Below are 23,076 nucleotides of genomic sequence, written 5' to 3'. Positions count from 1 at the left end.
AATTAACCTTTATGGCAAGGATACGGATGGCAGAAATCCTAGGCCTGCCCAGGAGACGATAAGATGAGCATCAATATTGGCCCGCCTTCGGTTGACGAACTGCGTCCGCGGATCACGGTGATCGGCGTTGGCGGGGCAGGCGGCAACGCCATTGCCAACATGATCGACGCCGAGATCGAAGGCGTGGACTTCATTGTCTCGAACACCGATGCGCAGGCGCTTAACAGCTCCTCTGCCGAACACCGCATCCAGCTTGGCCCCGATATCACGCAGGGCCTCGGTGCCGGTTCGCGCCCCGAAGTGGGCCGCGCTGCGGCTGAGGAAACGGTGGAAGAGATCGAGCGCGCGTTGGAAGGCGTGAACATGGTCTTCATCGCGGCCGGTATGGGCGGCGGCACCGGAACGGGCGCTGCACCTGTCATCGCGCAGATCGCGCGCGACAAGGGCATCCTGACCGTGGGCGTGGTGACCAAGCCGTTCCTGTTCGAGGGCACGCGCCGCATGCGCGCTGCCGAAAGCGGGATCGAGGAACTGCAGAAGCACGTCGATACGCTGATCGTCATCCCGAACCAGAACCTGTTCCTGGTGGCCAAGGCGGAGACGACCTTCAAGGAAGCCTTCATGTTGGCGGACGAGGTCCTTCAGCAGGGCGTTCGCTCCATCACCGACCTGATGGTGATGCCGGGCCTCATCAACCTCGACTTCGCCGACGTTCGCTCCGTGATGGGCGAAATGGGCAAGGCCATGATGGGCACGGGTGAGGGTGAGGGCGAGAACCGCGCGCTGGAAGCCGCAGAGCACGCCATCGCCAACCCACTGCTCGACGGCGTGTCGATGCAGGGCGCCAAAGGCGTGATCATCTCGATCATCGGCGGCGAGGACATGAAGCTGCTGGAAGTGGACGAGGCCGCGAACCACATTCGCGAACTGGTCGATCCCGAAGCCAACATCATCTGGGGCTCGGCGTTCAATCCCGAACTCGATGGCAAGATCCGCGTCTCTGTCGTCGCCACGGGCATCGAACAGACCGGCGAAATGCCGCGCGACACGGGCCGTCCGCTGGACCTGTCCGCCGCACGCGGCCCCCGCAAGCCCGGTCTCGCTATCCCTGCCGAAAAGCCGGTCGAGGAAGCCCGCGACGACTTCTCCACCAGTGACGATGATGACGATACGCTCGACCTCGCCATGAGCGACGAGGCCGACGAAGATACCGGTGCTGGCGAAAGTTCCGTGAGTGCATCCTATGGTGAGCGTGACGACGGCGAAGACCGCCTGCCCACGCCTGCCGAGGACACCGGCTACGGTACCGCCGAGGAAGAAGGGTTCGGTGCCTCTGCCTCCGATGAAGGACAGGACGACGAGGACGATTACGCCTTCGACCTGACCGAAGAGGCTGACGAGGGTGACGATGCCGGGCAGGACGAATTGCTGCTCGACGCCAGCCGTCTGGCCGAGGCCGACGAACCCGTTGCTTCGCAGGGCGGAGGTCGTCGTGCGAGAATGCTGGGTGCCGCTGCGCAGTCCGATGGCGAGGAGGCCGACCGGGCGAAGCCGGCTCCCGCGCCGTCTGCGGGCGGCAGCACCTTGTTCGAACGCATGGCCAACCTTTCGCGCCAGGCACCCGAGTCCGACGAGGATGATGACGACGATGATAACGGTGGCGGCGCAATGCGCATTCCCCGCTTCCTCGGACGTCAGAACAACCAGTAAGCTTCGTCTCGCGAGGCGGGCACGAAATCGGTCGAACCGTTCTCGCACTGTTCAGCGAGGCCTGTATAATGGGCGGCCAATGATCCGCGTGACCTTACTATCGTCCGTCCTGCTGGCCGGCGGCGCCGTTGCCGCCGGCATCCTCGCGCCCGTAACCGGCGCGTCCGCTGATGCGCAGGAAGTGGTGCAAGCCCTTCCCGATCCCGCAGAGGAGGCGCTGAACGACGCTCTGCGCCGTCTTTCCCGCAATCCGGAGAGCGTGCCCGCGCTGGTGGCGGCAGGGCGTGCCTCGCTGGATCTCGACGATGTCAGCGCTGCTTTGGGTTTCTTCAATCGGGCCCAGGCCGTGGACCCGGAGGATGGCCGTGTTCTGGCAGGTCTGGGCATGGTGGCGGTGCGCCGCGGGGAAGCGGTGACCGCGCTGCAACTGTTCCGCAATGCAGAGGCAGCGGGAGAGCGCATGTCGCCCTACGCGGCGGAGCGCGGTCTGGCCTACGACCTGGTCGGTCGCAACGACAGGGCGCAGCGCGACTACCGGCTGGCTCTCTCGCAGGACGAAAGTCCCGAGGTTCTGCGCCGTCTGGCGCTTAGCTATGCCATCGCCGGGAATGCCGATGCGTCCGAGGCCACGCTGTTGCCGCTGCTGCAACGGCAGGACCGCGCAGCCTATCGCACGCGCGCGTTCGCGCTGGCGATCAGGGGGCGCGAGCAGGAAGCGATAGCGATTGCCGAAACGATGCTGCCGCCGCGCCTTTCGCAGCGGTTGGCGCCCTATTTCCGGTACATGCCGCAGCTCACCCGCGCCCAGCAGGCCGCAGCGGCCAACCTGGGCCGTTTTCCCGCCGCCAACGAGGTGGGGCAGGATCCGGTCGAGGTTGCTGCCTATGCGAGGTCGGGCGATGCGGCGGTCGCTCCGCAGCCCGCACGGCGCCGACGGTCCGGCGACCGGCTGGAGCCGCAGGGCGAGCCGCTCGGACCCGCACCGGCGCAGGACACTGCGACGACCGTCGGGCAGGCCGGGAGCGGGGCCGCGACCATGGCCGAAGCGCAGCCTGCTCCCGTCGCACAGCCAGCGCCGAGTCAGGATGTTGCCACGCCGACAGCCTCTGGCGAACTGCCCGCAATCGCGCCCGCCCGTGCTGAGCGCCAAGTCGCTGCTGCACCGCCGCAGGCCTCGCCCGAGGCGGCACCGGTGGTCGTTGCCTCCCTCGATACGCGGGCCCAGCCTGGCGAAGAGCCAGTGGCCCGGCCTTCGTTCTCGCTCGTGGGGAACCCTGCACCGGCGCAGCCGCAGGCAACGGCCCCCGCGACCGAACCCGCGCCTGCCGCACTTGACCTGGCGGAAGCCTTTGCCGATTTCACGCTGGAAGGGCGTCCGGTCCCCGCAATGGCGGGGGCGGTCGATATCACGACAATCGACCCGCCGCGTGAACGCCCGGCACCGGCAGAACCCGCACCTCCGGCGTATCCGGCGCGTCACTGGGTGCAGGTGGCCACCGGGCAGGATACCGCCGCCTTCCGTTTCGACTGGCGCCGGATCGTGCGCAATGCGGATGGACTGCTGGACGATGCCGACGCTTTCACCGCGCGCTGGGGGCAGACCAACCGCCTGCTGACGGGGCCGTTCGACAGCGCGCGCGCGGCGCAGGAATTTGTCAGCACACTGGCCGGTGCCGGTGTCGACAGCTTTCGTTTCAGCAGCGAGGAAGGCGAGCAAATCCAGTCACTTGAGTGATTTATCGCGGCAGTTTTGCCCAGGTTATCCCAAGCCTTGTTCACACCTTGCCAACAGGCGAAAAGGGTTTTGCCCGACGATTTGAAGCGCGATGATTGCACCGCCCATGGTTGCCGCTGCATTAAGTACCGCATGACGAACCGGCAGGCCCTATCGCAATGAGCACACCGCGCGAAATGATTGGCGAGAACGAAGATGCAGCACCCGTCGAAATGCTCGCCGCCCTGTTCGAAGCGCACGGCTGGACGACCGAACAGGTAAACGATGAGGAGGTTTCGGGCGAAGTGCCCGGCGCCTGGACGACTTACCAGGTCCGCGGAATCTGGCGGATCGAGGACAAGGTATTGCAGATTATCTGCCTGCCGGAGATCCGCGTATCGGAAGACAAGCGGGCCGCCGCTTACGAATTGCTGTCGCGCATCAACGAGCAGCTCTGGCTCGGCCATTTCGAGATGTGGTCGCAGGGCGGGGTGATCCTCTACCGCCACGGTTTGATGCTGGGCGACGATGGCATGTTGAGCCTGGACATGGCGCAGATGGCGGTGGAAACGGCGATTTCCGAATGCGACCGGTTCTATCCGGCATTCCAATTCGTGCTGTGGGGCGACAAGAGTCCGCGCGGCGCACTGGACGCTGCATTGGTAGATGCCGCCGGCGAAGCTTGATTTCGCGCCAGACCATGCCAAGTCATTGAGCCATGACATACGACTCGATACTGATGGTTGGCTGCGGCAACATGGCCGGGGCAATGCTCGAAGGATGGCTGAAGGGCGGAATTCCCGCAAAAACCTTCACCGTCATGGATCCCAAGCGCGAAAGCCTGCCGGGCGATATCCCGGTATTGCGCGAACTTCCGGAGGAGGGCAGCTTCGACGCTGTCCTGCTGGGTGTGAAGCCGCAAATGCTGGGCGATGTCGCGCCGCAACTGCAGAAGCTGACGGGATCGCACACGACGATCCTCTCGATCCTTGCAGGTGTGCAGCTCGATACCCTGGCGAAGAACTTTCCCGATGCAGGATCAGTGGTGCGGGTGATGCCCAACCTGGCGGTGTCGCTGGGCAAGGCTCCCGTCGCGCTTGCGGAAAAAGGACTGGATGAAAAGGGCCGCGATGGCCTGCACGCTTTCATGCAGCACCTGGGTACACCCAGCTGGGTGGGCGAGGACAAGTTCGATCTGGTCACCGCGCTGGCCGGCAGTGGTCCGGGTTTCGTCTATCGTTTCATCGATGCGCTGAAGGTTGCCGCCGTCCGGCTTGGTCTCGATGACAAGCAGGCGACCGAGCTGGCCATCGCCATGACCGAGGGTGCATCCGCTCTTGCGTCGCAATCGGAACACGATCCGGGCAAGCTGGCCGACATGGTGGCCAGCCCCGGGGGCGTGACGCGCAAGGGTCTGGACGTGCTGGACGAGGACCAGGCGATGATCCAGCTGATGACAAAATGCCTGCGCGCCGCGCGCGATCGCAGCGTGGAAATGTCTCGCGAAGCCAGGGATTGAGCCGATTGCATGGTTAATCGCCGGTAGGCGGATTGCCTTCCGGTTTTCCTTGAAAATCGCTCTCAATATGCCGATATTGCAGGTAATCCGGTCCGCCTTGTGAGACCGGGCCAAAGGAGTTTTGGAAGAAATGGCAAATTGGAACGACAACCGTACTAGCCGTCAGGGCTTCGGTGTGTCGCCGAGCCAGACGGGTGATGTCGCTGGCCGCACGACCTTCGACGCAGGCCTGCGCAAGCACATGCTCTCTATCTACAACTACATGGCGTCGGGCGTGCTGCTCACCGGCATCGTCGCGCTGCTTACCGCGCAGAGCGGCCTCGCCGTGCAATTCGCGCAGGGGCCGCTGATGTGGCTTGTCGCGCTTTCGCCGCTGGCGATCGTGTTCGCGATGAGCTTTGGCCGTGACAAGTTTTCCACCGGCACGCTGCAGGCCCTGTTCTGGGGCTTTGCCGTTCTGATGGGACTTTCGCTGTCCACGATCTTTTTGGTCTATACCGGCGCGTCGATCGCGATGACGTTCTTCGCCACCGCTGGCGCCTTCGCGGGCCTCAGCCTGTGGGGTTACACGACCGAGAAGGACATTTCCGGCTGGGGATCCTTCCTCATCATGGGTGTGATCGGCCTGATCGTCGCCTCGCTGCTGAACGCTTTCCTGATCGGTTCGCCCGGTCTGGAACTGGCAATCTCTGCCTTGGGCGTGCTGATCTTCGCTGGCCTCACCGCCTACGATACGCAGCGCCTGAAGCAGGAATATGTCGCGATCCAGCAGATCAAGATGACCAACCCCTCTGCCGCGGCGGCTTTTCCGCTGGGCAAGATGGTTATCATGGGTGCGCTGAGCCTCTATCTCGACTTCATCAACATGTTCCTCTTCCTGCTGCGCTTCATGGGCGCCGCGCGCGAATAGGACATCTGCGATACCGGCCTGTTTCGGCAGGCCGAATCCGAAATAAGGTGCCCGGAGTGCAATTGTGCACTCCGGGCATTTTCTTTATCCCCCGGCACCGCTAGACCATGGGCCAATCAAACATGCCGGCAGTGGAACAACTGTGGCACGAGAGGGATTTAGCCAACCGTAATGACAAAAACTCCCCTGACGATCCGCGCCATCGCGGCCGCTACCGGCGTCGCTCTTCTGGCCGCCTGTGCCACTCCCCCACCGCCTCCTCCGCCCCCGCCGCCACCGCCGCCCCCGGCACCTGTGGTAGAGGCGATACCCTATCGCCCGCTGCCGCCGCCGCAGGCATCGTACCAGATGGAACTTCCGCAAAAGGATGCGTTCGGCATTCGCCAGACGATCAACACCGCCCTGGAGCAGAACGAGGCAATCTGGCACTTCCGCTCCGGCTGGAACGTGGCAGCTCTCAACTGCATGCGTGACATTCACGCGCCGATCCTGGAAGCTTACGGCCAGATGCTGCAAGCAGAGGATTCCACGCTGGATACAGCCAATGCCGCGCTGGAAACCCGGTTCCAGCAGATGGCGCGAGACAACCTTTCGAACGAGGGTGAATCGACGGCGCGCAGCAATGTCCGCCGCGCCGCAATCAGGCTGCGGGAAACCCATTCCACCAGCATCTACAACTATTTCGCATCGCCCGCTGCGCGCTCGCAATTCTGCAGCGCTGCCCTGGCGGTTGCGAACGATTACCTTACCACCCCGCCGACCGATTTTGCTACCTTCGCAATCAGCGGGCTGCAGCGCTATGAAATGGCGTTCGAACGGTTCTACACGATCTACGAGGCATATCAGGCCGCGTCGACCGATTGGGACCAGCGTTACGGCGCGCGCTATGGTGCATCACAACCCGGCTGGGTCGCTCTGTACGGTACTCCCGCGCAGCAGCTGGCCGCCGGTGTGGCGGTGCAGGGCCAGTTGCCGGAAGACCCTGTGGCGGTTCCCGACAGCGAAACCGGGGCGCTGATCCCTGTCATCAATGTCGATGATACCTCGGCCAGCACGCCGGTCGTCCAGCCCATTCCGAACGACGCGGATCAATAGATGCAGATCAATAATCGAGGGGAGAGGGCGTAAATTCCCTCTTTCAAGGTGCGCCGCTAGTCGCTAGATGGCCATCCTTCCCGATCCGGGCCGCGCGCCCGGCCGGCGATGCGAAACTGGAACGGGGCCGTAGCTCAGTTGGGAGAGCGCGTCGTTCGCAATGACGAGGTCAGCGGTTCGATCCCGCTCGGCTCCACCAGTTCGCCCCTCCGGAACCGTCCGACAACCCGGCCCCTGCCATCAGCGAACAGCATGCGCGCGCATCGCGTGCCGTTAAGCGGGTGGTGAAAACCCGCAAAAGCGCATAAGGGCGCGCAATGCATTTTCTCGACCAGGCCAAGATCTATCTCAAATCCGGCGGGGGCGGCCCCGGCGCGGTCAGCTTCCGGCGCGAGAAATATATCGAGTACGGCGGGCCCGACGGCGGCAACGGCGGCAAGGGCGGCGACGTGGTGCTGGTGGCCGTGCCCGGTCTCAACACCCTTATCGACTTTCGCTACAACCAGCATTTCAAGGCCAAGCGCGGCGGGCACGGCATGGGCAAGGACCGCACCGGCGCGGGCGCTGACGACCTTATTATCGAAGTGCCCGTCGGCACACAGGTGCTGAGCGAGGACAAGGAAGAAGTGCTCGCCGACTTCACCGAGGAAGGCCAGCGTGTCATCCTGCTGGAAGGCGGCATGGGCGGACGCGGCAACGCCAGCTACAAGACCAGCACCAATCGCGCCCCGCGCCAGCACCAGCCCGGCATTGCAGGTCAGGAAATGTGGGTCTGGCTGCGGCTGAAACTGCTCGCCGATGTCGGCTTGGTCGGCCTGCCCAACGCCGGCAAGAGCACCTTCATCAACGCGGTTTCCAACGCCCGGGCCAAGGTGGGCGACTACGCCTTTACCACTCTGATTCCCAAGCTCGGCGTGGTGCGGCACAAGGGCCGCGAATTCGTGCTGGCGGATATTCCCGGCCTGATCGAGGGCGCGGCGGAAGGAGCCGGGATCGGAGACAGGTTCCTGGGCCATATCGAACGCTGCCGGGTGCTGATCCACCTGATCGACATCAGTCACGAGGATCCGGCAGAGGCCATGCAGATCGTGGAAAACGAACTGGAGGCCTATGGCGCGGGCCTAGAGGACAAGGCCCGGATCGTGGCGCTCAACAAGATCGACCTTGCCGACGCCGAACTGGCGAAGGGTTTTGCGGACGAACTGATCGCCGCCGGTGCGGACAAGGTTTTCCCCGTTTCGGGCGCGACGGGCGATGGCATCAACGAACTGCTGGATGCCGTTCTGGGCTATCTTCCGCAGCGCACCGCAACCGAGCAACCCGGTACCATGGCGTCCGAAGATGAGGACGAAGCGGGCGAGGAACCCTGGTCCCCGCTTTGACCAATCCCGATCCGGCCTAGAAAATCGGCGCGAAAGGCCCTATCTGGCCGCCCATGGCTATTGATATACTCGACGACTTTCGCAATCCCGAAAAATGCCGCCGGCTGGTCATCAAGATCGGCAGCGCCTTGCTGGTCGATGGTGCCGGGCAGGTGCGCGTCGAATGGCTGCGTACGGTCGTGAACGAAGTTTTCACCGCACTTGAACGCGGGCAGGAGGTCGTCGTGGTCAGTTCGGGCGCGATCGCCATCGGGGCCAAGCAGCTGGGTTTCACGCATGGCGGCAAGCGCACGCTGGCAGAGGCGCAGGCATCTGCATCGGTAGGCCAGATTTCACTCGCATCCACATGGTCCAGCCTGCTGACCGAACGCCGCCTGGTGGCCGCGCAGCTGCTGCTGACGCTGGACGATTTCGAACACCGTCGTCGCTATCTCAACATCTCCGCCACGCTGCGCCGGTTGCTTAAATCGGGCGTGGTTCCGGTGGTGAACGAGAACGACACGATCTCCACCGGCGAAATCCGTTTTGGCGATAACGATCGGCTGGCCGCACGCGTTGCGCAGGCATGCGATGCCGACGGGGTGATCCTGCTGACGGACGTGGACGGACTCTATGACCGCCATCCGGACGACCCGGAAGCGGAGCGGCTGGAAGAGGTTCGCGGTGTTACCGACGAAATTCACGCCATGGCCGACGGTGGTTCCGGCTCCGGCCTGGGTTCGGGCGGAATGACCGCAAAGCTGCTGGCCGCGGAAATCGCGGAACGCGCCGGGATTGCCCTTGCCATCATGAACGGACAGCACGAAATGCCTATTGGCCGCGCTCTGGCCGGGCAGGCAGGCACGCTGTTCCTTCCCAAGCGCGAGGATTCGGGTCGCAGGGCATGGATCGGCGGGCGGATGCGCTTTAACGGCGCCCTGACCGTGGACGATGGCTGCGTCGAGGCGCTGCAGAGCGGCAAGAGCGTTCTGGCCACCGGTATCCTGAAGGTGGAAGGCGAGTTCGAGCGCGGCGATATCCTGCCGGTTTACGACGAGAACCGCCGGATGATTGCCAAGGGTGTCGTGGAATACGACTGGTCCGACGTAGTGGCGATCAAGGGCCATTCCAGCGAGGAACACGAAGATATCCTTGGTCACACGCCGCGCTCGGCGGTGATCCACCGGGATCACCTCGTGCTGTTGTGACCATTGCCATCACCGGCGGCACCGGCTTTGTCGGTCGGGCCGTCCTTGACCAGGCAGCGACGCGGGGCCGCGCGGCCAGGGCGCTTGCCAGGCGGGAACAGGACGCGCGCGATGGTGTGTCCTGGATAAAGGGCGACCTTTCATCGCACGATGCGCTGGACCGGCTGATGCAAGGGGCCACGGCGGTTATCCATATCGCCGGCGTGGTGAATGCGCCGGATGCCGAGGGTTTCTTCGAAGGCAATGCGCAGGGTACCCGAAACGTCGTTGCCGCAGCGCAGCGGGGCGGTGTCAGGCGCTTCGTACACGTATCGTCGCTGGCGGCGCGCGAGCCCGATCTGTCGCTTTACGGCCAGTCGAAGAGGCAGGCCGAACATTTCTTGGAAGACAGCGATCTCGACTGGACCATCGTCCGACCCCCTGCTGTCTATGGCCCGCGCGACACCGAAATCTTCGAACTGTTCAAGGCTGCGCGGTGGGGTTTGCTCCCCATGCCGCCGGCTGGTCGCACGTCCATAATCCATGTGGACGACCTTGCACGCCTGCTGCTCGACCTGGTGGACAGCCCGGCGGACAGCCAGCCGCGCGTTCTGGAGCCGGATGACGGCAAGGACGGCGGCTGGAGCCACAAGCAGCTGGCGCACGCCATCGGGGCGGCCATGGGCAAGAGCGTATGGGCTCCGCATGTGCCGCGCGGCGTGCTGATGGGGGCTGCCAGGCTGGATCGCCTGCTTCGAGGCGACAGGGCCAAGCTGACGCTAGACCGTGCAAGCTACATGGCGCATCCCGACTGGACCAGCAGCCCGGACCGGGCCGTTCCCGCGCGGTTGTGGAGCCCGCAGATAGGTACGAAAGATGGGCTTGCCGAAACCGCCCGCTGGTATAAAGTCAACAACTGGTTGTGAATTAGTTCGTAAGCCTTCGTGAAGGGTTTGCGATTACTGCATCGTCTTGGGATTTGCAGGAACTATTGGTGGGATACTCCGCGAGAGCGCGAGTAAAGTGGGGGAAATCATGGCAAAAAGGGTCAAACCTGTATCGCGGCGTTCTTTTGTGGCGCTGGTGAGTGGCGGCGTTGCAGCCACGATGATCAGCTCGGCTGCCGCGGCGCAGCAGACGGGGCGGACGGATAGCGATCCCAGCGATGATGTGGGCTACGGCAGCACCGGTTATACCGACAGCGATCCCAACGACCGTGCCGGTCATGGTCGCACCGGCATGTCCGACAGCGATTCCGGCGCGAGTTCGGACCCGTCGGGGTACGGTCGCGGCGGTGGAAGCCGAAGCGGCGTGAGCGATTCCGATCCGAGCGATGCGATTGGCAACGGCCGTGGCAACGGCACCGGCATTACCGACAGTGACCCCAGCGATGGGGTGGGCAACGGGCGCGGTTCCAGCAATGGTATCTCCGATTCCGATAGTGGCTCCAATTCCGATGCAGCTGGGCGGGGACGCGGCAGCAGCACCGGTTACACCGACAGCGACCCCAGTGACGGGGTGGGCAATGGCCGTAGCGGCCTGACCGACGCCGATTCAGCCGACCGCGTCAACTACGGGCGCGGACGCGGTAGCGGCTAGTGCTGCGGCTCTTGCAGATTTCATGATTGCGCGGGGCCGGTAAGTCCGGCCCCTTTTGCTTTGGGCAGGACCTATGGAAAGCCGGAACAGCCAGACTTCATCGCACGGTGCGCTGGAGATGATGATCGCGCCGCTCACCCCGGAAGAGTTTTTTCGCGATCACTACGAGAAGGCCTATTTTCACAGCACCGCGATCAATCCAAACGTCGGCGACCTGCTCAGCATCGATCGCATCGACGAGATCATCGCCGACAGCGAATTGCCGGCCCGCTCCATCAGCATGGCCAAGTCCGGCAGGGGCATTCCGGCGGGCGAATACACCTTTGCCAACGGCGTAGTGGATCGCGGGGCGGTTCTCGACGGCTTTCGCGACGGTGCCACGATCATCCTGCCGCAGCTGCATTTCGCCGATGGCAAGCTGTACGAATTCTGCCTGTCGCTGCAACGCGCCTTCGGTGCCCGCACCCAGACCAACATCTACATGACGCCGCCGGGCGAGCATGGCTTTGGCGTCCACTACGACGATCACGATGTCTTCGTGTTGCAGGTGGCAGGCGCGAAGGACTGGGAAATCTACGGCGACCGCGAGACGCTGCCCTATCGCGGGGAAGGCTTTCGGAAGGATCGCGACGATCCGGGCGAACTGAAGGACAGCTTCGTGCTGGAAACCGGACAGTGCCTATATGTGCCACGCGGCACGGCACACCGCGCCCTGACCCACGGTGACGAACCGAGCCTGCACATCACGGTGGGGATCCTGGTGCAGACCTGGGCCGATTTCATGCTGGAAGCCGTTGCCGAGGCGAGCCTGCGCATTCCGGAAATGCGCCATTCGCTGCCACGCGATCTCTATTTCGAGGAAGGCGACCGGGCGGCGCACAAGGCTATGTTCGAACGCATGGCCCGCGCCATCGCCGACACGGCCAGCTTCGATGCGACACTTTCCGCGTTCTCCGGCAACTTCGTGCGTTCACAGGGCGGAAGGGTGCGCGGCGGCCTCAACGCGCTGTGCCGACCGATCGGCGATCACGACCGGTTCACTATTCGCCCGCATATCCTCTACTCGTTCGAGGATGCGGCGGACGATGGCGGGGAGGGCAGGCAGATCGTCCTGCCAGGTGCCAGCCTGCCTCTTTCGGAAGAACTCGCGCCTCAGTTGCAAGCCCATATCGAGGGCGGTTCGTTGAGCAAGGCGGATTTCACTGTGACGGATGCAGAGGAACTCGACGACGTGATCGGTTCGCTGATCGCCTACGGCCTGCTTGTGCGAGTGTGACAGCGGCTTACAGGAACGGCTCGTAACCGGGCGGAAGGTCGCCGCCTTCGCCCTTTGGCACCGTGGTGGAGTGAATGCCGCATTCGGTCTTGTCCCAGCCACGCCAGCGCCCGGCGCGAGAATCTTCTCCGGGGAGGACCGTGCTGGTGCAGGGGGAACAACCGACGGAGGGATAACCCATTGCCTCCATCGGGTGGCGCGGAAGATCGTGTTCCTCGAAATAGGCATCAAGATCTTCCTTCGTCCAGTCACCCAGCGGGTTCACCTTCATCCGGCCTTTCTCCACCTCGAAACGCGGCAGGTTCTGGCGGGTGTGGGACTGGAAGGCCTTGCGACCGGAAATCCAGCTGTCGAGACTGGCTTTTGCGCGGTTCATCGGCTCCACCTTGCGGATTTCGCAGCAGCCATCGGGATCGTACGACCAGCGCATTCCCGTTTCGTCTTTAGCCTTCAGAACATCGGGATCGGGCCGCACCACGCTTGTATTGGTGAAACCGAGCAGAGCGATCACCTGTTCGCGGTACTTCAGCGTCTCGTCGAACATCTTGAGTGTATCGACGAAGATGATCGGCACGTCCTTGTTGGCCCGCGCCACGAGATGCAGCAGCACCACAGCTTCGGTTCCGAAGCTGGAAACCACGCCCACGCGCCCAAGGCCGTCCTCGTGCAGCAGCGTGCGCAGCAGTTCGTCGGCCGCAACGCCTTCGAAGCGCGCGCTAAGGGCATCGGCGTCCGCCTGCGTGAAAGCAGGAGCGGTGTCGATCCGGTCAACATTCCTGTCTGTGCGGCGGGCAGCTTCAGCCATGGCGCAGGTTCCAGATCGGCACGGCATCGTCCGCAGCGGATTGATAAACATGGTCGAACCGCGTCAGCGCGGCTGCGGCATCGTCCGCGTCCAGCCACTGGTCCGGTGCGAAGGCATCGAAGCCGCAGCGACGCATGTAGCGCAGCTGGTCCACCAGCACGTCACCCACGGCGCGCAGTTCGCCGGTGTAGCCGTGCTCGCGCAGCAGGCGGGCGGCGGAATAGCCGCGACCGTCCGTGTGGCTGGGGAAGTTCACTTCCACCAGTCGCAGGCGGGACAGGTGCGGCAACAGGCCGCGCGCATCGTCACCCGGTTCTATGCGCACGGCTTCGGCGTCCGCCTGGTCGAGAAAGGAGTCGACGGTAACGGCGGCAAAGCCGGCCTGTTCGTCGTCACGGAAGCGCAGCTGCACGTCGTCGCGCCCGGTGCCCAGATCCACATCAGCCATAAAGCGCCTCCTTGAACGGTTCCATGCCGAGACGGCGATAGGTATCGAGGAAGCGTTCCCCGTCCTGCCGCTTCTCGAGGTAGAGATCGGCCACGGTTTCCACCGCGTCGACGATGCCGGCCTCGTTGAAGCCGGGGCCGGTGATCTTGGCGAGCGAAACGTCCTCCGCCTCGCTTCCGCCCAGCAGCAGCTGGTAGTTCTCGGTGCCCTTTTTATCAACGCCCAAGATGCCGATGTGGCCGGCGTGGTGGTGCCCGCAGGCGTTGATGCAGCCGGAAATCTTCAGCTTCAGTTCGCCCAGCAGTTCGCCCTTGCCGTTCTGCGCGAAGCGTTCGGAGATCTTCTGCGAGACGGGGATCGAGCGGGCATTGGCAAGGCTGCAATAGTCGAGGCCGGGGCAGGCGATGATGTCGCCCACCTGGTCCAGGTTTGCGGTGCCCAGGCCAGCTTCGTCCAGCTTCTGCCACAGCTCGTACAGACGGCCGATCTCGACATGCGGCAGAATGATGTTCTGTGCATGGGTGACGCGGCATTCGTCGAAGCTGTATTGTTTTGCCATTTCCGCCATCAGGTGCATCTGCTCTGCCGTGGCATCGCCGGGGATGCCACCGACAGGCTTCAGGCTGATTGCGGCGGAGACATAACCCGACGCCTTGTGCGGGGAGCAGTTGCGGTCGATCCACAGGGCGAAGTCAGGATCGGAACGGTCGGCCTTCTCGGCCAGGCCCTCGGCGAATTCGGGAGGCTGGAAGAAACCACAGATGCGCTCCAGTTCGGCGGCGGGCGGTTCCACGCCTTGTTCCAGCAGGTGCGCGAATTCTTCTTCGACCTGGCGCTTGTATTCCTCCGCACCCAGTTCGTGGACGAGGATCTTGATGCGCGCCTTGTACTTGTTGTCCCGCCTGCCATGGCGGTTGTAGACGCGCAGGCACGCCTCGGAATAGGTCACCATCTGGTCCAGCGGCACGAATTCGCGGATCAGCGGCGCGATCATCGGCGTACGGCCCATGCCCCCGCCCACGTAGAAGGCAGCGCCCAGCGCGCCTTCGTCGTTCTTCACGATGTTGATGCCGATATCGTGCAGGCGCATCGCCGCACGGTCCTTTTCCGACGCGATTACGCAGATCTTGAACTTGCGCGGCAGGGCGGCGAACTCGGGGTGGAAGCTGGACCACTGGCGAAGCAGCTCCGCATAAGGGCGCGGATCCACCACTTCGTCAGCCGCAGCGCCGGCGTACTGGTCCGACGAGATGTTGCGGATGCAGTTGCCGCTGGTCTGGATGGCATGCATTTCCACCTTGGCCAGATCGGCCAGGATATCTGCCGCATCTTCCAGCTTGATCCAGTTGTACTGGATGTTCTGGCGCGTGGTGAAGTGGCCGTAACCCCGATCGTACTTGTCCGCGATGTCGGCCAGCGCGTGCATCTGCATGGAATTGAGCGTGCCATAGGGCACGGCGACGCGCAGCATGTAGGCGTGCAATTGCAGGTAGAGGCCGTTCTGCAGGCGCAGCGGCTTGAACTGGTCCTCCGTCAGCTTGCCTTCGAGGCGACGCTTTGCCTGGTCGCGGAATTCCTCCACGCGGGCATCCACCATCGCCTGGTCGTATTTGTCGTACTGATACATTCTAGATCACCCAGTCCCAGCCCACGGTCTTGACTGCGGGAACAGCCAGATCGGGGCGAACGGTCGGGCCGAGTGCGCGCACACGGTCCTTGATATGCGCCGGGCGCGGACCGTCCTCGGTCTGCTCGGCGTCGATGGCGTAGGCGGCATTCACGCGGCGTGCGGCGCTTTCCACGGCGATGATGTTCTCGGCATCGTCGCCGGCATCTGCCGCGTCGGTGATGTGGATCGACCAGCCCTGGCCATCCCACCAGACGACAGCGCCGGTTTTCAGGTCATTTCCGGTAAGGATTTTCACAAGGCTGTTTCCTGCGCGAGTTGAACAAGCGCGCCATCCGCGCGCGCGGTTACGTGGCCGATCACGATCAGCGCCGGGCTCTGCACGTTCTCGCGTTCGACAAGATCGGGCAGGCCAGCCAGCGGGCCGCGCAGCACGCGCATGTCGTGCCGACAGGCCTTCTCGATCACGGCCAGCGGCATGTCCGGGGCGAGGCCGTCGGCCATCAGCTTTTCGGCAATCTGTGGGGCGGTTTTAACGCCCATGTAGATCACCAGCGTGCGTCCCTTGCCGGCAAGGCCGACCCAGTCCTGGTCCGAAAGGCCCTTGCACTGGCCAGCCACGAAGCTGACCACGCTGGCATCTTCGCGGTGGGTGAGGGCAATGCCGCTGGCCGCCGCCGCGCCGTTGGCGGCGCTTATTCCGGGCACGACTTCCACGCGCACGCCAGCCGCCTGTGCTGCTTCCATCTCCTCCCCGCCGCGGCCGAAGATGAACGGGTCGCCGCCCTTCAGCCGCACCACGTCGGCCCCGGCCAGCGCCTCGCGCACCAGTAGGGCGTTGATGTCCTCTTGCGGAAGCGTATGCCTGGATCGCTGCTTGGCGACGCAGACCAGCCGCGCATCGGGTCGCGCCATGGCAAGGATGGTGGGGTCAACCAGCCCATCGTGAACGATAAGCGATGCGGCCTCGATCAGCCGCGCCGCGCGCAGCGTGAGCAAGTCGGGATCGCCGGGGCCAGCGCCCACTAGGTAAATCGTGCCTGATTTCATGGGAGGCTAGATGCGCGCGAGACCACCGAACAGCCAGTGAGAAAGCTTTGGCCTGGCGTTAGGTCAGCTTTATCGCGGTCCTACCGTGTCCTGCATGACGGAGAACTGCATCATGTTCAGCACGGCGAGAACCGGCCAGAACCACACAATGTTGCGGGTGGCGAGGATGGCCGAAAGCAACCCCGCCACCAGCACCACGTGGGCTACCAGCAACCCGAGCCATCCCGCAGAGAAGCCGTCCTCGAACAGCGCGGGTAACTGCAGCAGCGCGATCGCCAGCCCTGGCAGCAGCAGCGCCGTGCGCTTCGACCAGCCTTCAGCCACCAGCGCCAGGAACGCGCCGACGAACAGGCATCTCAGCAGCGATCTTGCAGCGATGGAAATCGCCTCACCCGATAGCACCGTGCTGCCAAGCAGCGGCAGATCGTCCCACCTGCCGATGGAGGAATAGAAAGCGGTGAGGCCTAGAATAGCTATGCCGAGGCCTATCGCCAGCGAACGCGCGGTATTCTTCCGCGGAACCAGCACGAGGGCGGGTGTACGGCAATACAGCGCATAGGCGATCACCGGGGCGAAGATCACGATCTGGTTCAGCACGGCCACTGCCGCACTGTCTCCTGTCACCAGGAACCCGCGACCTGCCATGAACGAAAGCGTAGCCATGCCGGCCGTGGCGAGCGCGAACAGGCCCGCCGTTTTCCAGCGATGGTCGACGAAAGTGGGCGCGGTGGCCGGGATCAGCCGCGGGTACAGCAGTGCCGCCAGCCACGCCAGTACGGCGACTGCCCCGTAGGCAGTGATGATACCCAGATATAGCGTCATTACCCTTCGTTTCTGCGCGAGGGGTAACACGGTGTATTAGGGGATTGAAACAGCCTCGTCGGACTGAATCACTCTTTCGTGGAATTGTTTTCCAGCCGCTGGCCGATTGCTGCGACCAACTGGTTGAATTGCTCGTTTCCGCGCAAGTTAAGATCACGCTGGGGAAACGGGATCTCGACGTCGTTCTCACGGAACAGTTGCCAGACTCGCTGGTAAACGTCCGACCGGATGTTTGCGAGGCCGCCTTCGGGGTCGGTAATCCAGAAACGCACCTCGAAATCCACCGAGCTGTTGCCGAAGGCCATGATGTTCACTCGCGGCTTGGGCGTCTTGAGGATGCGGGGGGTCTCTTCCACCGCCTTGTACAAAAGCTCCGTCACCAGATCGAGATCGCTGTCGTAGGACACGCCGACTGCTGCCTTCACCCGCACCTCTCGCGAACTGTAGGACCAGTTCACCACCTGGTTGATCATCAGGTTCTCGTTCGGAATCAGGTATTCGGTCTGGTCCCGCGTAACCACGGAAATGGCGCGGATGCCGATCTTGCGGATCTGGCCGAAACCCTCGTTACCCGCAGCATCGGCCACGGAAATCACGTCGCCCGGCTTGATCGACTTGTCCATCAGCAGGATGATACCGGCAATCAGGTTACCGAAGGTCTTTTGCAGGCCGAAACCGATGGCAAGGCCGAATGCACCGGAAAATACCGCCAGTGCCGTAAGGTCGATGCCGAGCATGTCGATACCGATCAGGAAGGCCAGCGCCCACACGAGTATGGTCGAGATCTTCTCCGCCAGCAGGCGCTGGGAGCCATCGAGGCGGGTGATCCGGCGCAGGGAGAAGCGGATCAGCCGGGTCACCGCCCAGGCGAGAAGAATGACCAGCACGATCACCAGCATCGCCAGCAATGCATCGAGCATGGAGAAGCGGATCGAGCCGATCTGCACCGCCGCAGCATCCAGCCCGTCCAGAATGCCGCCGACCGTTTCGCTGCGCTCGCTCACCGCATCGCGTACCTCTTCGGTCGTGCGGATAGCGGTGGAAACATCCGGGGTGGCCTCCGGCGTGGGGACGACGTCGGGGATCGCCAGCAATGGCTCCGCGGTGTCCGGGTTGATCAGCGGCTCGCCCGTGGCAGGATCGAGGACCGGCACCGCCTCGCTGGGCGACGGTATCCCCATCAACGGTTCGCCGGTTTCGGGGTTGATCAGCGGTTCGCCGGTTTCCGCGTCGCGCAGTGGCACGGCCTGCGAGGTATCCGCCTGCTCGGAAGTATCCTGCGCTGCCGTGGCGGAATCCGGTAAAGTGGCTGTTCCGGTCATTTCGCTCCCATCGCGTCAAGCCCCTGGGCGAGATCGCCGATAAGGTCTTCTGCGTCTTCTAGACCGATGGACAGCCGCACGCCAAGCCCGCTGCCGGTATCAATTCCCGGCGGCCATGGGCGAAGGGTGTGAACGGGGGCGGGATCGAACGGGATGGCAAGACTTTCGAATCCGCCCCAGCTGAAGCCGATGCCGAACAGATCGAGCGCGTCGATCATGCGGGCGCGCGCGGCAGAGTCGAAGCCGTCGGCCAGCACGATGCTGAACAGACCGCACCCTCCCTTGAAATCCCGCCGCCACAGATCGTGACCGGGCGCGCCGGGCAGCATCGGGCACAGAACGGCGGATACTTCGGCACGCGTTTCGAGCCAGGTCGCCAGTTCCAGTGCGGTCTTCGTCGATCGTTCCAGCCGCACCTGCATTGAACGCAGGCCGCGCAGGGCAAGGGCAGCATCGTCGGGCGAAACGACCTGCCCCATGAATTGCGCCTGCCGCCTGATGCGATTGATAACGGGCTTTGCGGCACTGGCACTGCCCATCATCACGTCGGAATGGCCGCCCACGTGCTTGGTCAGGCTCATCACGGAAATGTCGCAGCCATGCTGCAGCGCCGCAAATCCCAACGCAGTTGCCCAGGTGTTGTCGATGATCGACAGGATACCGCGCTCTCTCGCAACGTCGCACAGCGCGGGAATATCGCACACTTCCATCGTCAGGCTGCCGGGGCTTTCCAGCATTACCGCCCTGGTTGTGTCGGTAATGGCGCTGGCAAGGCCGTCAGGTTCGAGCGGGTCGAACGGCTTTGCCGTAATCCCGAACTGCCGCAGCATGGACAGCGCGATGCTGCGCGTCGGTTCATAGGCGTTGTCGGTTACCAACAGTTCATCGCCGGGACGCAGCACCGCCATAAGGGTACACGCGATGGCCGCTACACCGCTGGGGAACAGTTCGGTGCCATCCGCGCCTGTTTCCAGCGCGGTCAGCGCATCGGCAAGTGCCCATTGCGTGGGGCCGCCGCGCCTGCCGTAGTAGAAATGCCCGTCCTCGTTGGGACGACCCGCGGCCAGATCCTCGCAATCCTCATAGAGATGGGTGCTCGCCCTCCATACCGGCGGGCTGACCACGCCGCCCTTGTTGCCGGGCACGCTCGTCCACGCCTTTTTCCGCCCTGCTTCCACCACCCGCGTGGCAGGTTTGTGCACCTTGTCGCTCATGCGGCTGGCCCCGTTTCCTTGGGTGTCGCGGGATCGGCGCCCCACTCGCTCCAGCTCCCGTCGTAAAGTGCGCCGTGATCATGGCCGATCAGATGGTGAGCGAACAGGACAACCGAGGCGGTGATCCCGCTGCCGCAGGACGCCGTTAGCGGCGCTGCCGGGTCGAGACCGGCATCGGTGAACGCCTTGGCCAGCCGGTCGGGTGGCAGGAATGTACCGTCCTGTGCCAGCAGGTCAGCGAAGAACAGATTACGCGCGCCGGGGATATGGCCGCCCGGCAGATCGTGGACGGTGTCGGCCGTCTCGCCCGTGAAGCGCCCGGCATCACGCGCGTCGACCACCTGTTCGGCGCGGGTCTGACAATTGGTGAGCATGTCTGCCTTCGTGCGAATGGAGCCCGCCGTGCCAGCGGACGAAAACTGGCTCCGCTCTACCGATGTGGGGCCGCTGTCGGTCGGCCTACCCTCCGCCAGCCATTTACCGAAACCGCCGTCGAGCACGGCTGCATCCACGCCATGAAGGCGCAGCACGAACCAGGCACGCGCGGCAGTGCGCATCGCGCTGTTGTCGTAGAGCACGATGCGGTCGGTTGGCCTTACGCCAAGCTCGCCCAGCCGGGCATCGAGCTGGAAGCGCGTAGGGCATGCGGAGGGTACTTCGCTATCGCTATCGATCAGCGTTTTCAGATCGAGGAAGCGCGCCCCGGGAATATGGGCCTCGGCAAATTCTGCCGCAGCATCGCGCCCCGCAGCAGGCAGGTGCAGCGACGCATCGAGCATCACCAGATCGCGGGCGCCCAGCCGATCTGCCAGCCAGTCTGTCGTCACAAGCGTATCCATGGGCAGGGGCGTAACCGCTGGCGGCAGCTTCGTAAATGCCGCAGGTGCTTGCACCGCGCGCAAAGCCGCGTAACAGGTGCGCGCATGAGTGATACAGACAAGCCAGTCTCTCCGCTGCACCTTGGCCAGACCAGTGCTCTCCCTGCCTCTCCGGAAGAGGCGGTCCTCGATTATGTCTCCAATCCGCGCGAGGGGGCGCTGTATCTGGTGCGTTTCGCCGCGCCGGAATTTACCAGCCTGTGCCCGGTGACGGGCCAGCCCGATTTTGCGCATCTCGTCATCGACTATGCGCCGGGCAAGACGATCGTCGAGAGCAAGAGCCTGAAGCTGTTCCTTGGCGCGTTCCGCAATCACGACGGCTTCCATGAGGATGTCACCGTCGGCATCGGCCAGCGCCTGTTTGCCGAGATGGAGCCGCAGTGGCTCCGTATCGGGGGGTACTGGTATCCGCGCGGCGGCATTCCCATCGACGTGTTCTGGCAAAGCGGCAAGCCGCCGGAGGGACTGTGGTTGCCAGAGCAGGGCGTCCCCTCCTATCGCGGTCGCGGTTGAGGACTATCGGCATTTTTTGCCGGGATGAAGGCATCCGGACCTGCAGGTCCGCCAAGAATTTGAAAGACGGTTTCCTATGCGTATCGTGATGATCGGCACTGGCTATGTTGGCCTGGTATCTGGCGCCTGTTTTGCAGACTTCGGTCACGAGGTCGTGTGCGTGGACAAGGACCAGTCGAAGATCGACGCGCTGCTGGCGGGCGAGATCCCCATTTTCGAGCCGGGTCTGGACGAGCTGGTGGCGCGCAACGTCGAGGCCGGGCGACTGGCCTTCACGCTGGACCTGGCCGAGGCGCTGCCGGGTACGGACGCGGTGTTCATCGCGGTGGGCACGCCCAGCCGCCGGGGCGATGGCCATGCGGACCTGTCGTACGTCTATGCCGCGGCAGAGGAGATGGCCCCGCTGCTGCCCAAAGGCGTGGTGGTGGTCGACAAGTCGACGGTGCCGGTGGGCACGGGCGACGAGGTGGAGCGGATCATCCGCGAGACCGCGCCTGACCTGCAGTTCTCGATTGCCAGCAATCCCGAGTTCCTGCGCGAGGGGGCGGCGATCGACGACTTCAAGCGGCCCGACCGGGTGGTGATCGGGGTGAACGACGAGCACGCGGAAAAGGTGCTGGCGGAGATCTACCGTCCGCTCACCCGCAACGAGAGCCCGCTGGTGGTGATGAGCAGGCGCGCTGCCGAACTCACCAAGTATGCCGGCAACGCCTTCCTTGCGACCAAGATCGGCTTCATCAACGAGATCGCCGACCTGTGCGAGAAGGTGGGCGCGGATGTCGCCGACGTGGCGAAGGGCATCGGTCTCGACAGCCGCATCGGCAACCGCTTCCTGATGCCGGGTCCGGGCTATGGCGGCAGCTGCTTTCCCAAGGATACGCTGGCACTGCTGAAGACCGGGCAGGACTACGAAAGCCCGCTGCGGATCGTGGAGAGCGTGGTGGCCAGCAACGACCAGCGCAAGCGCTCGATGGGGCGCAAGGTCATCCACGCGCTGGGCGGGGGCGACCAGCACGGCAAGACGGTGGCGGTGCTGGGCCTGACGTTCAAGGCCAACACCGACGACATGCGCGACAGCCCTGCGATCAGCGTCGTGCAGGCGCTGCAGGACGCAGGCATCAACGTGAAGGCCTACGATCCCGAGGGGATGGAGCAGGCGAGGAAGGTGATCGACAAGGTCACCTACTGCGATGGCCCCTACGAGGCCATGGACGGTGCCGATGCAGCGGTGATCGTGACCGAGTGGGACGCGTTCCGCGCGCTCGACCTCGAGCGGGTGAAAGGCCTCCTCAAGCAACCGGTGCTGGTGGACCTCAGGAACCTCTACACCCGCGAGGACGTCGAACGCCACGGGTTCGCATATACCGCCGTCGGGCGCTGAGGGCATGCAGCTTCGCCGTCCGTCGGGCGGGGATGAAGCGGCCAGCGTGCGATCGAGAGGGCCAGATGGTGCCGGTTAGAGGATTCGAACCCCTGGCCTGATGATTACAAATCAACTGCTCTACCAACTGAGCTAAACCGGCTCACCACGTGGGCGGTCGCCCCTTTGGTCCAAAGCGGTTCGGAAGGCAAGTGGGCGCGCGAAGGTGTCGTTTGAAACCGGAGAGCGATTGTGCTTCTATTGAGGCGGGACGCAAACTGGAGCAGCGAATGGATTCCCGTACGCAGCAGCAACTGATTTTCGAGGCGCATCGCAAGTCGACCGGCGCCAGCTACCTGCTGTGGTTCTGTCTCGGCTTTCTTGGCGCCCATCGTTTCTACCTGGGACGTACCGGCAGCGGCATCGCCCAATTGCTGATGTGCCTTTCGGTCGTGGGCATCATACCGCTGGCATTCTGGTGGCTGATCGATGCCTTCCAGATTCCGGGGATGGTGCGCGACGAGAACATGAAGACGATCCGCGAACTTGGCGGCTTTCGCGAACCGGAAAGCGAGGCGCGCCTTGCTGCACCAGCACCGCAGCCCTCCCGGTCGTTCGACCCCCGGGTCGAGGAAATTCGCGAGATGCGCCGCCGCTGATAGCGTT

Annotated in this window: 23 protein-coding genes and 2 tRNA genes; 15 read left to right on the top strand and 10 right to left on the bottom strand. The window is 63.9% G+C overall.

Annotation, left to right across the window (positions count from 1 at the left end):
- Positions 1–63: 63 nt before the first annotated feature.
- The 12 genes from ftsZ (at position 64) to D2V07_RS05775 (ending at position 12,371) form a co-directional block, all read left to right on the top strand.
- Entirely contained in the window at positions 64–1,710 is a 1,647-nt protein-coding gene (ftsZ, locus tag D2V07_RS05830) for a cell division protein FtsZ (protein ID WP_119585652.1), read from the top strand.
- 79 nt (positions 1,711–1,789) lie between these two features.
- A complete protein-coding gene (locus D2V07_RS05825) occupies positions 1,790–3,445 on the top strand; it encodes a tetratricopeptide repeat protein (protein ID WP_119585650.1) in 1,656 nt (551 codons plus the stop codon).
- Between the two features lie 158 nt (positions 3,446–3,603).
- Positions 3,604–4,110 (top strand): type III secretion system chaperone family protein, encoded by a 507-nt coding sequence (locus tag D2V07_RS05820; RefSeq protein WP_119585648.1) that lies wholly within the window; start codon positions 3,604–3,606, stop codon positions 4,108–4,110.
- A 32-nt stretch (positions 4,111–4,142) separates the two neighbouring features.
- On the top strand, positions 4,143–4,943 hold the full coding sequence (locus tag D2V07_RS05815) for a pyrroline-5-carboxylate reductase family protein (protein ID WP_119585646.1): 801 nt from the start codon (positions 4,143–4,145) through the stop codon (positions 4,941–4,943).
- A gap of 130 nt (positions 4,944–5,073) precedes the next feature.
- Positions 5,074–5,853 carry a Bax inhibitor-1/YccA family protein gene (locus D2V07_RS05810; RefSeq protein ID WP_119585644.1) on the top strand — a complete coding sequence of 260 codons (780 nt, stop codon included), beginning with the start codon at positions 5,074–5,076 and terminating at the stop codon, positions 5,851–5,853.
- Positions 5,854–6,024: 171 nt separating this feature from the next.
- A complete protein-coding gene (locus D2V07_RS05805; RefSeq protein ID WP_147366912.1) occupies positions 6,025–6,948 on the top strand; it encodes a hypothetical protein in 924 nt (307 codons plus the stop codon).
- A 123-nt stretch (positions 6,949–7,071) separates the two neighbouring features.
- Positions 7,072–7,147: transfer RNA gene (locus D2V07_RS05800), tRNA-Ala, on the top strand.
- A 118-nt stretch (positions 7,148–7,265) separates the two neighbouring features.
- The gene (obgE, locus tag D2V07_RS05795; RefSeq protein ID WP_119585640.1) at positions 7,266–8,330 is read left to right on the top strand and encodes a GTPase ObgE; all 1,065 of its coding nucleotides are present in this window, start codon (positions 7,266–7,268) and stop codon (positions 8,328–8,330) included.
- A 53-nt stretch (positions 8,331–8,383) separates the two neighbouring features.
- Positions 8,384–9,517 carry a glutamate 5-kinase gene (gene proB, locus D2V07_RS05790; RefSeq protein WP_119585638.1) on the top strand — a complete coding sequence of 378 codons (1,134 nt, stop codon included), beginning with the start codon at positions 8,384–8,386 and terminating at the stop codon, positions 9,515–9,517.
- On the top strand, positions 9,514–10,422 hold the full coding sequence (locus D2V07_RS05785) for an NAD-dependent epimerase/dehydratase family protein (protein ID WP_119585636.1): 909 nt from the start codon (positions 9,514–9,516) through the stop codon (positions 10,420–10,422). The genes proB and D2V07_RS05785 overlap by 4 nt, the downstream gene beginning before the upstream one ends.
- Before the next feature lie 109 nt (positions 10,423–10,531).
- Complete coding sequence (locus D2V07_RS05780) at positions 10,532–11,095, top strand: hypothetical protein (RefSeq protein WP_119586105.1); 564 nt, start codon at positions 10,532–10,534, stop codon at positions 11,093–11,095.
- Between the two features lie 73 nt (positions 11,096–11,168).
- Positions 11,169–12,371, top strand: a complete 1,203-nt coding sequence (locus tag D2V07_RS05775) for a cupin domain-containing protein (RefSeq protein ID WP_119585634.1) — start codon at positions 11,169–11,171, stop codon at positions 12,369–12,371.
- Between the two features lie 7 nt (positions 12,372–12,378).
- Here D2V07_RS05775 and D2V07_RS05770 read toward each other — a convergent pair whose 3' ends face one another.
- From D2V07_RS05770 to D2V07_RS05730, 9 genes are all read right to left on the bottom strand, one after another.
- Positions 12,379–13,176, bottom strand: a complete 798-nt coding sequence (locus D2V07_RS05770; protein ID WP_119585632.1) for a phosphoadenylyl-sulfate reductase — start codon at positions 13,174–13,176, stop codon at positions 12,379–12,381.
- Positions 13,169–13,624, bottom strand: a complete 456-nt coding sequence (locus D2V07_RS05765) for a DUF934 domain-containing protein (protein WP_119585630.1) — start codon at positions 13,622–13,624, stop codon at positions 13,169–13,171. The genes D2V07_RS05770 and D2V07_RS05765 overlap by 8 nt, the downstream gene beginning before the upstream one ends.
- Positions 13,617–15,251 (bottom strand): nitrite/sulfite reductase, encoded by a 1,635-nt coding sequence (locus tag D2V07_RS05760; protein WP_119585628.1) that lies wholly within the window; start codon positions 15,249–15,251, stop codon positions 13,617–13,619. Before D2V07_RS05760 ends, D2V07_RS05765 begins: the two co-directional genes overlap by 8 nt.
- A gap of 1 nt (position 15,252) precedes the next feature.
- Complete coding sequence (locus D2V07_RS05755) at positions 15,253–15,549, bottom strand: DUF2849 domain-containing protein (RefSeq protein ID WP_119585626.1); 297 nt, start codon at positions 15,547–15,549, stop codon at positions 15,253–15,255.
- Positions 15,546–16,301, bottom strand: a complete 756-nt coding sequence (gene cobA, locus D2V07_RS05750) for a uroporphyrinogen-III C-methyltransferase (protein ID WP_119585624.1) — start codon at positions 16,299–16,301, stop codon at positions 15,546–15,548. Before cobA ends, D2V07_RS05755 begins: the two co-directional genes overlap by 4 nt.
- A gap of 69 nt (positions 16,302–16,370) precedes the next feature.
- Positions 16,371–17,123 carry a hypothetical protein gene (locus D2V07_RS05745; RefSeq protein WP_119585622.1) on the bottom strand — a complete coding sequence of 251 codons (753 nt, stop codon included), beginning with the start codon at positions 17,121–17,123 and terminating at the stop codon, positions 16,371–16,373.
- A 68-nt stretch (positions 17,124–17,191) separates the two neighbouring features.
- Positions 17,192–18,445 carry a mechanosensitive ion channel family protein gene (locus D2V07_RS05740; protein WP_233548264.1) on the bottom strand — a complete coding sequence of 418 codons (1,254 nt, stop codon included), beginning with the start codon at positions 18,443–18,445 and terminating at the stop codon, positions 17,192–17,194.
- Positions 18,442–19,659 (bottom strand): cystathionine beta-lyase, encoded by a 1,218-nt coding sequence (gene metC, locus D2V07_RS05735; RefSeq protein ID WP_119585620.1) that lies wholly within the window; start codon positions 19,657–19,659, stop codon positions 18,442–18,444. Before metC ends, D2V07_RS05740 begins: the two co-directional genes overlap by 4 nt.
- Positions 19,656–20,498 carry a sulfurtransferase gene (locus D2V07_RS05730; RefSeq protein ID WP_119585618.1) on the bottom strand — a complete coding sequence of 281 codons (843 nt, stop codon included), beginning with the start codon at positions 20,496–20,498 and terminating at the stop codon, positions 19,656–19,658. The genes metC and D2V07_RS05730 overlap by 4 nt, the downstream gene beginning before the upstream one ends.
- 84 nt (positions 20,499–20,582) lie before the next feature.
- On the opposite strand from D2V07_RS05730, the gene queF reads away from it, so the two are divergent.
- On the top strand, positions 20,583–21,050 hold the full coding sequence (queF, locus tag D2V07_RS05725; protein WP_119585616.1) for a preQ(1) synthase: 468 nt from the start codon (positions 20,583–20,585) through the stop codon (positions 21,048–21,050).
- A 76-nt stretch (positions 21,051–21,126) separates the two neighbouring features.
- Positions 21,127–22,431 carry a UDP-glucose dehydrogenase family protein gene (locus D2V07_RS05720; protein ID WP_119585614.1) on the top strand — a complete coding sequence of 435 codons (1,305 nt, stop codon included), beginning with the start codon at positions 21,127–21,129 and terminating at the stop codon, positions 22,429–22,431.
- Between the two features lie 66 nt (positions 22,432–22,497).
- Here the strand turns inward: D2V07_RS05720 and D2V07_RS05715 are convergent.
- Positions 22,498–22,573, bottom strand: a tRNA-Thr gene (locus D2V07_RS05715).
- A 127-nt stretch (positions 22,574–22,700) separates the two neighbouring features.
- On the opposite strand from D2V07_RS05715, the gene D2V07_RS05710 reads away from it, so the two are divergent.
- Positions 22,701–23,069, top strand: coding sequence for a TM2 domain-containing protein (locus D2V07_RS05710; protein WP_119585612.1), 369 nt, complete (start codon positions 22,701–22,703; stop codon positions 23,067–23,069).
- The last annotated feature ends 7 nt before the right edge of the window (positions 23,070–23,076 follow it).

The organism is Aurantiacibacter zhengii (assembly GCF_003584125.1).
GTDB lineage: Bacteria > Pseudomonadota > Alphaproteobacteria > Sphingomonadales > Sphingomonadaceae > Alteraurantiacibacter > Alteraurantiacibacter zhengii.
This window is presented reverse-complemented; position numbering and strand designations above follow the sequence as displayed.

What these genes read in the sequence shown, in the direction of transcription:
- obgE (WP_119585640.1), top strand. Translation starts at nt 7,266, where the DNA reads ATGCATTTTCTCGACCAGGCCAAGATCTATCTCAAATCCGGCGGGGGC.
- D2V07_RS05810 (WP_119585644.1), top strand. Translation starts at nt 5,074, where the DNA reads ATGGCAAATTGGAACGACAACCGTACTAGCCGTCAGGGCTTCGGTGTG.
- D2V07_RS05765 (WP_119585630.1), bottom strand. Translation starts at nt 13,624, where the DNA reads ATGGCTGATGTGGATCTGGGCACCGGGCGCGACGACGTGCAGCTGCGC.
- D2V07_RS05825 (WP_119585650.1), top strand. Translation starts at nt 1,790, where the DNA reads ATGATCCGCGTGACCTTACTATCGTCCGTCCTGCTGGCCGGCGGCGCC.
- D2V07_RS05760 (WP_119585628.1), bottom strand. Translation starts at nt 15,251, where the DNA reads ATGTATCAGTACGACAAATACGACCAGGCGATGGTGGATGCCCGCGTG.
- D2V07_RS05770 (WP_119585632.1), bottom strand. Translation starts at nt 13,176, where the DNA reads ATGGCTGAAGCTGCCCGCCGCACAGACAGGAATGTTGACCGGATCGAC.
- queF (WP_119585616.1), top strand. Translation starts at nt 20,583, where the DNA reads ATGAGTGATACAGACAAGCCAGTCTCTCCGCTGCACCTTGGCCAGACC.
- D2V07_RS05805 (WP_147366912.1), top strand. Translation starts at nt 6,025, where the DNA reads ATGACAAAAACTCCCCTGACGATCCGCGCCATCGCGGCCGCTACCGGC.
- D2V07_RS05720 (WP_119585614.1), top strand. Translation starts at nt 21,127, where the DNA reads ATGCGTATCGTGATGATCGGCACTGGCTATGTTGGCCTGGTATCTGGC.
- D2V07_RS05740 (WP_233548264.1), bottom strand. Translation starts at nt 18,445, where the DNA reads ATGACCGGAACAGCCACTTTACCGGATTCCGCCACGGCAGCGCAGGAT.
- cobA (WP_119585624.1), bottom strand. Translation starts at nt 16,301, where the DNA reads ATGAAATCAGGCACGATTTACCTAGTGGGCGCTGGCCCCGGCGATCCC.
- D2V07_RS05745 (WP_119585622.1), bottom strand. Translation starts at nt 17,123, where the DNA reads ATGACGCTATATCTGGGTATCATCACTGCCTACGGGGCAGTCGCCGTA.
- D2V07_RS05820 (WP_119585648.1), top strand. Translation starts at nt 3,604, where the DNA reads ATGAGCACACCGCGCGAAATGATTGGCGAGAACGAAGATGCAGCACCC.
- D2V07_RS05775 (WP_119585634.1), top strand. Translation starts at nt 11,169, where the DNA reads ATGGAAAGCCGGAACAGCCAGACTTCATCGCACGGTGCGCTGGAGATG.
- D2V07_RS05730 (WP_119585618.1), bottom strand. Translation starts at nt 20,498, where the DNA reads ATGGATACGCTTGTGACGACAGACTGGCTGGCAGATCGGCTGGGCGCC.
- D2V07_RS05710 (WP_119585612.1), top strand. Translation starts at nt 22,701, where the DNA reads ATGGATTCCCGTACGCAGCAGCAACTGATTTTCGAGGCGCATCGCAAG.
- D2V07_RS05815 (WP_119585646.1), top strand. Translation starts at nt 4,143, where the DNA reads ATGACATACGACTCGATACTGATGGTTGGCTGCGGCAACATGGCCGGG.
- proB (WP_119585638.1), top strand. Translation starts at nt 8,384, where the DNA reads ATGGCTATTGATATACTCGACGACTTTCGCAATCCCGAAAAATGCCGC.
- metC (WP_119585620.1), bottom strand. Translation starts at nt 19,659, where the DNA reads ATGAGCGACAAGGTGCACAAACCTGCCACGCGGGTGGTGGAAGCAGGG.
- D2V07_RS05780 (WP_119586105.1), top strand. Translation starts at nt 10,532, where the DNA reads ATGGCAAAAAGGGTCAAACCTGTATCGCGGCGTTCTTTTGTGGCGCTG.
- ftsZ (WP_119585652.1), top strand. Translation starts at nt 64, where the DNA reads ATGAGCATCAATATTGGCCCGCCTTCGGTTGACGAACTGCGTCCGCGG.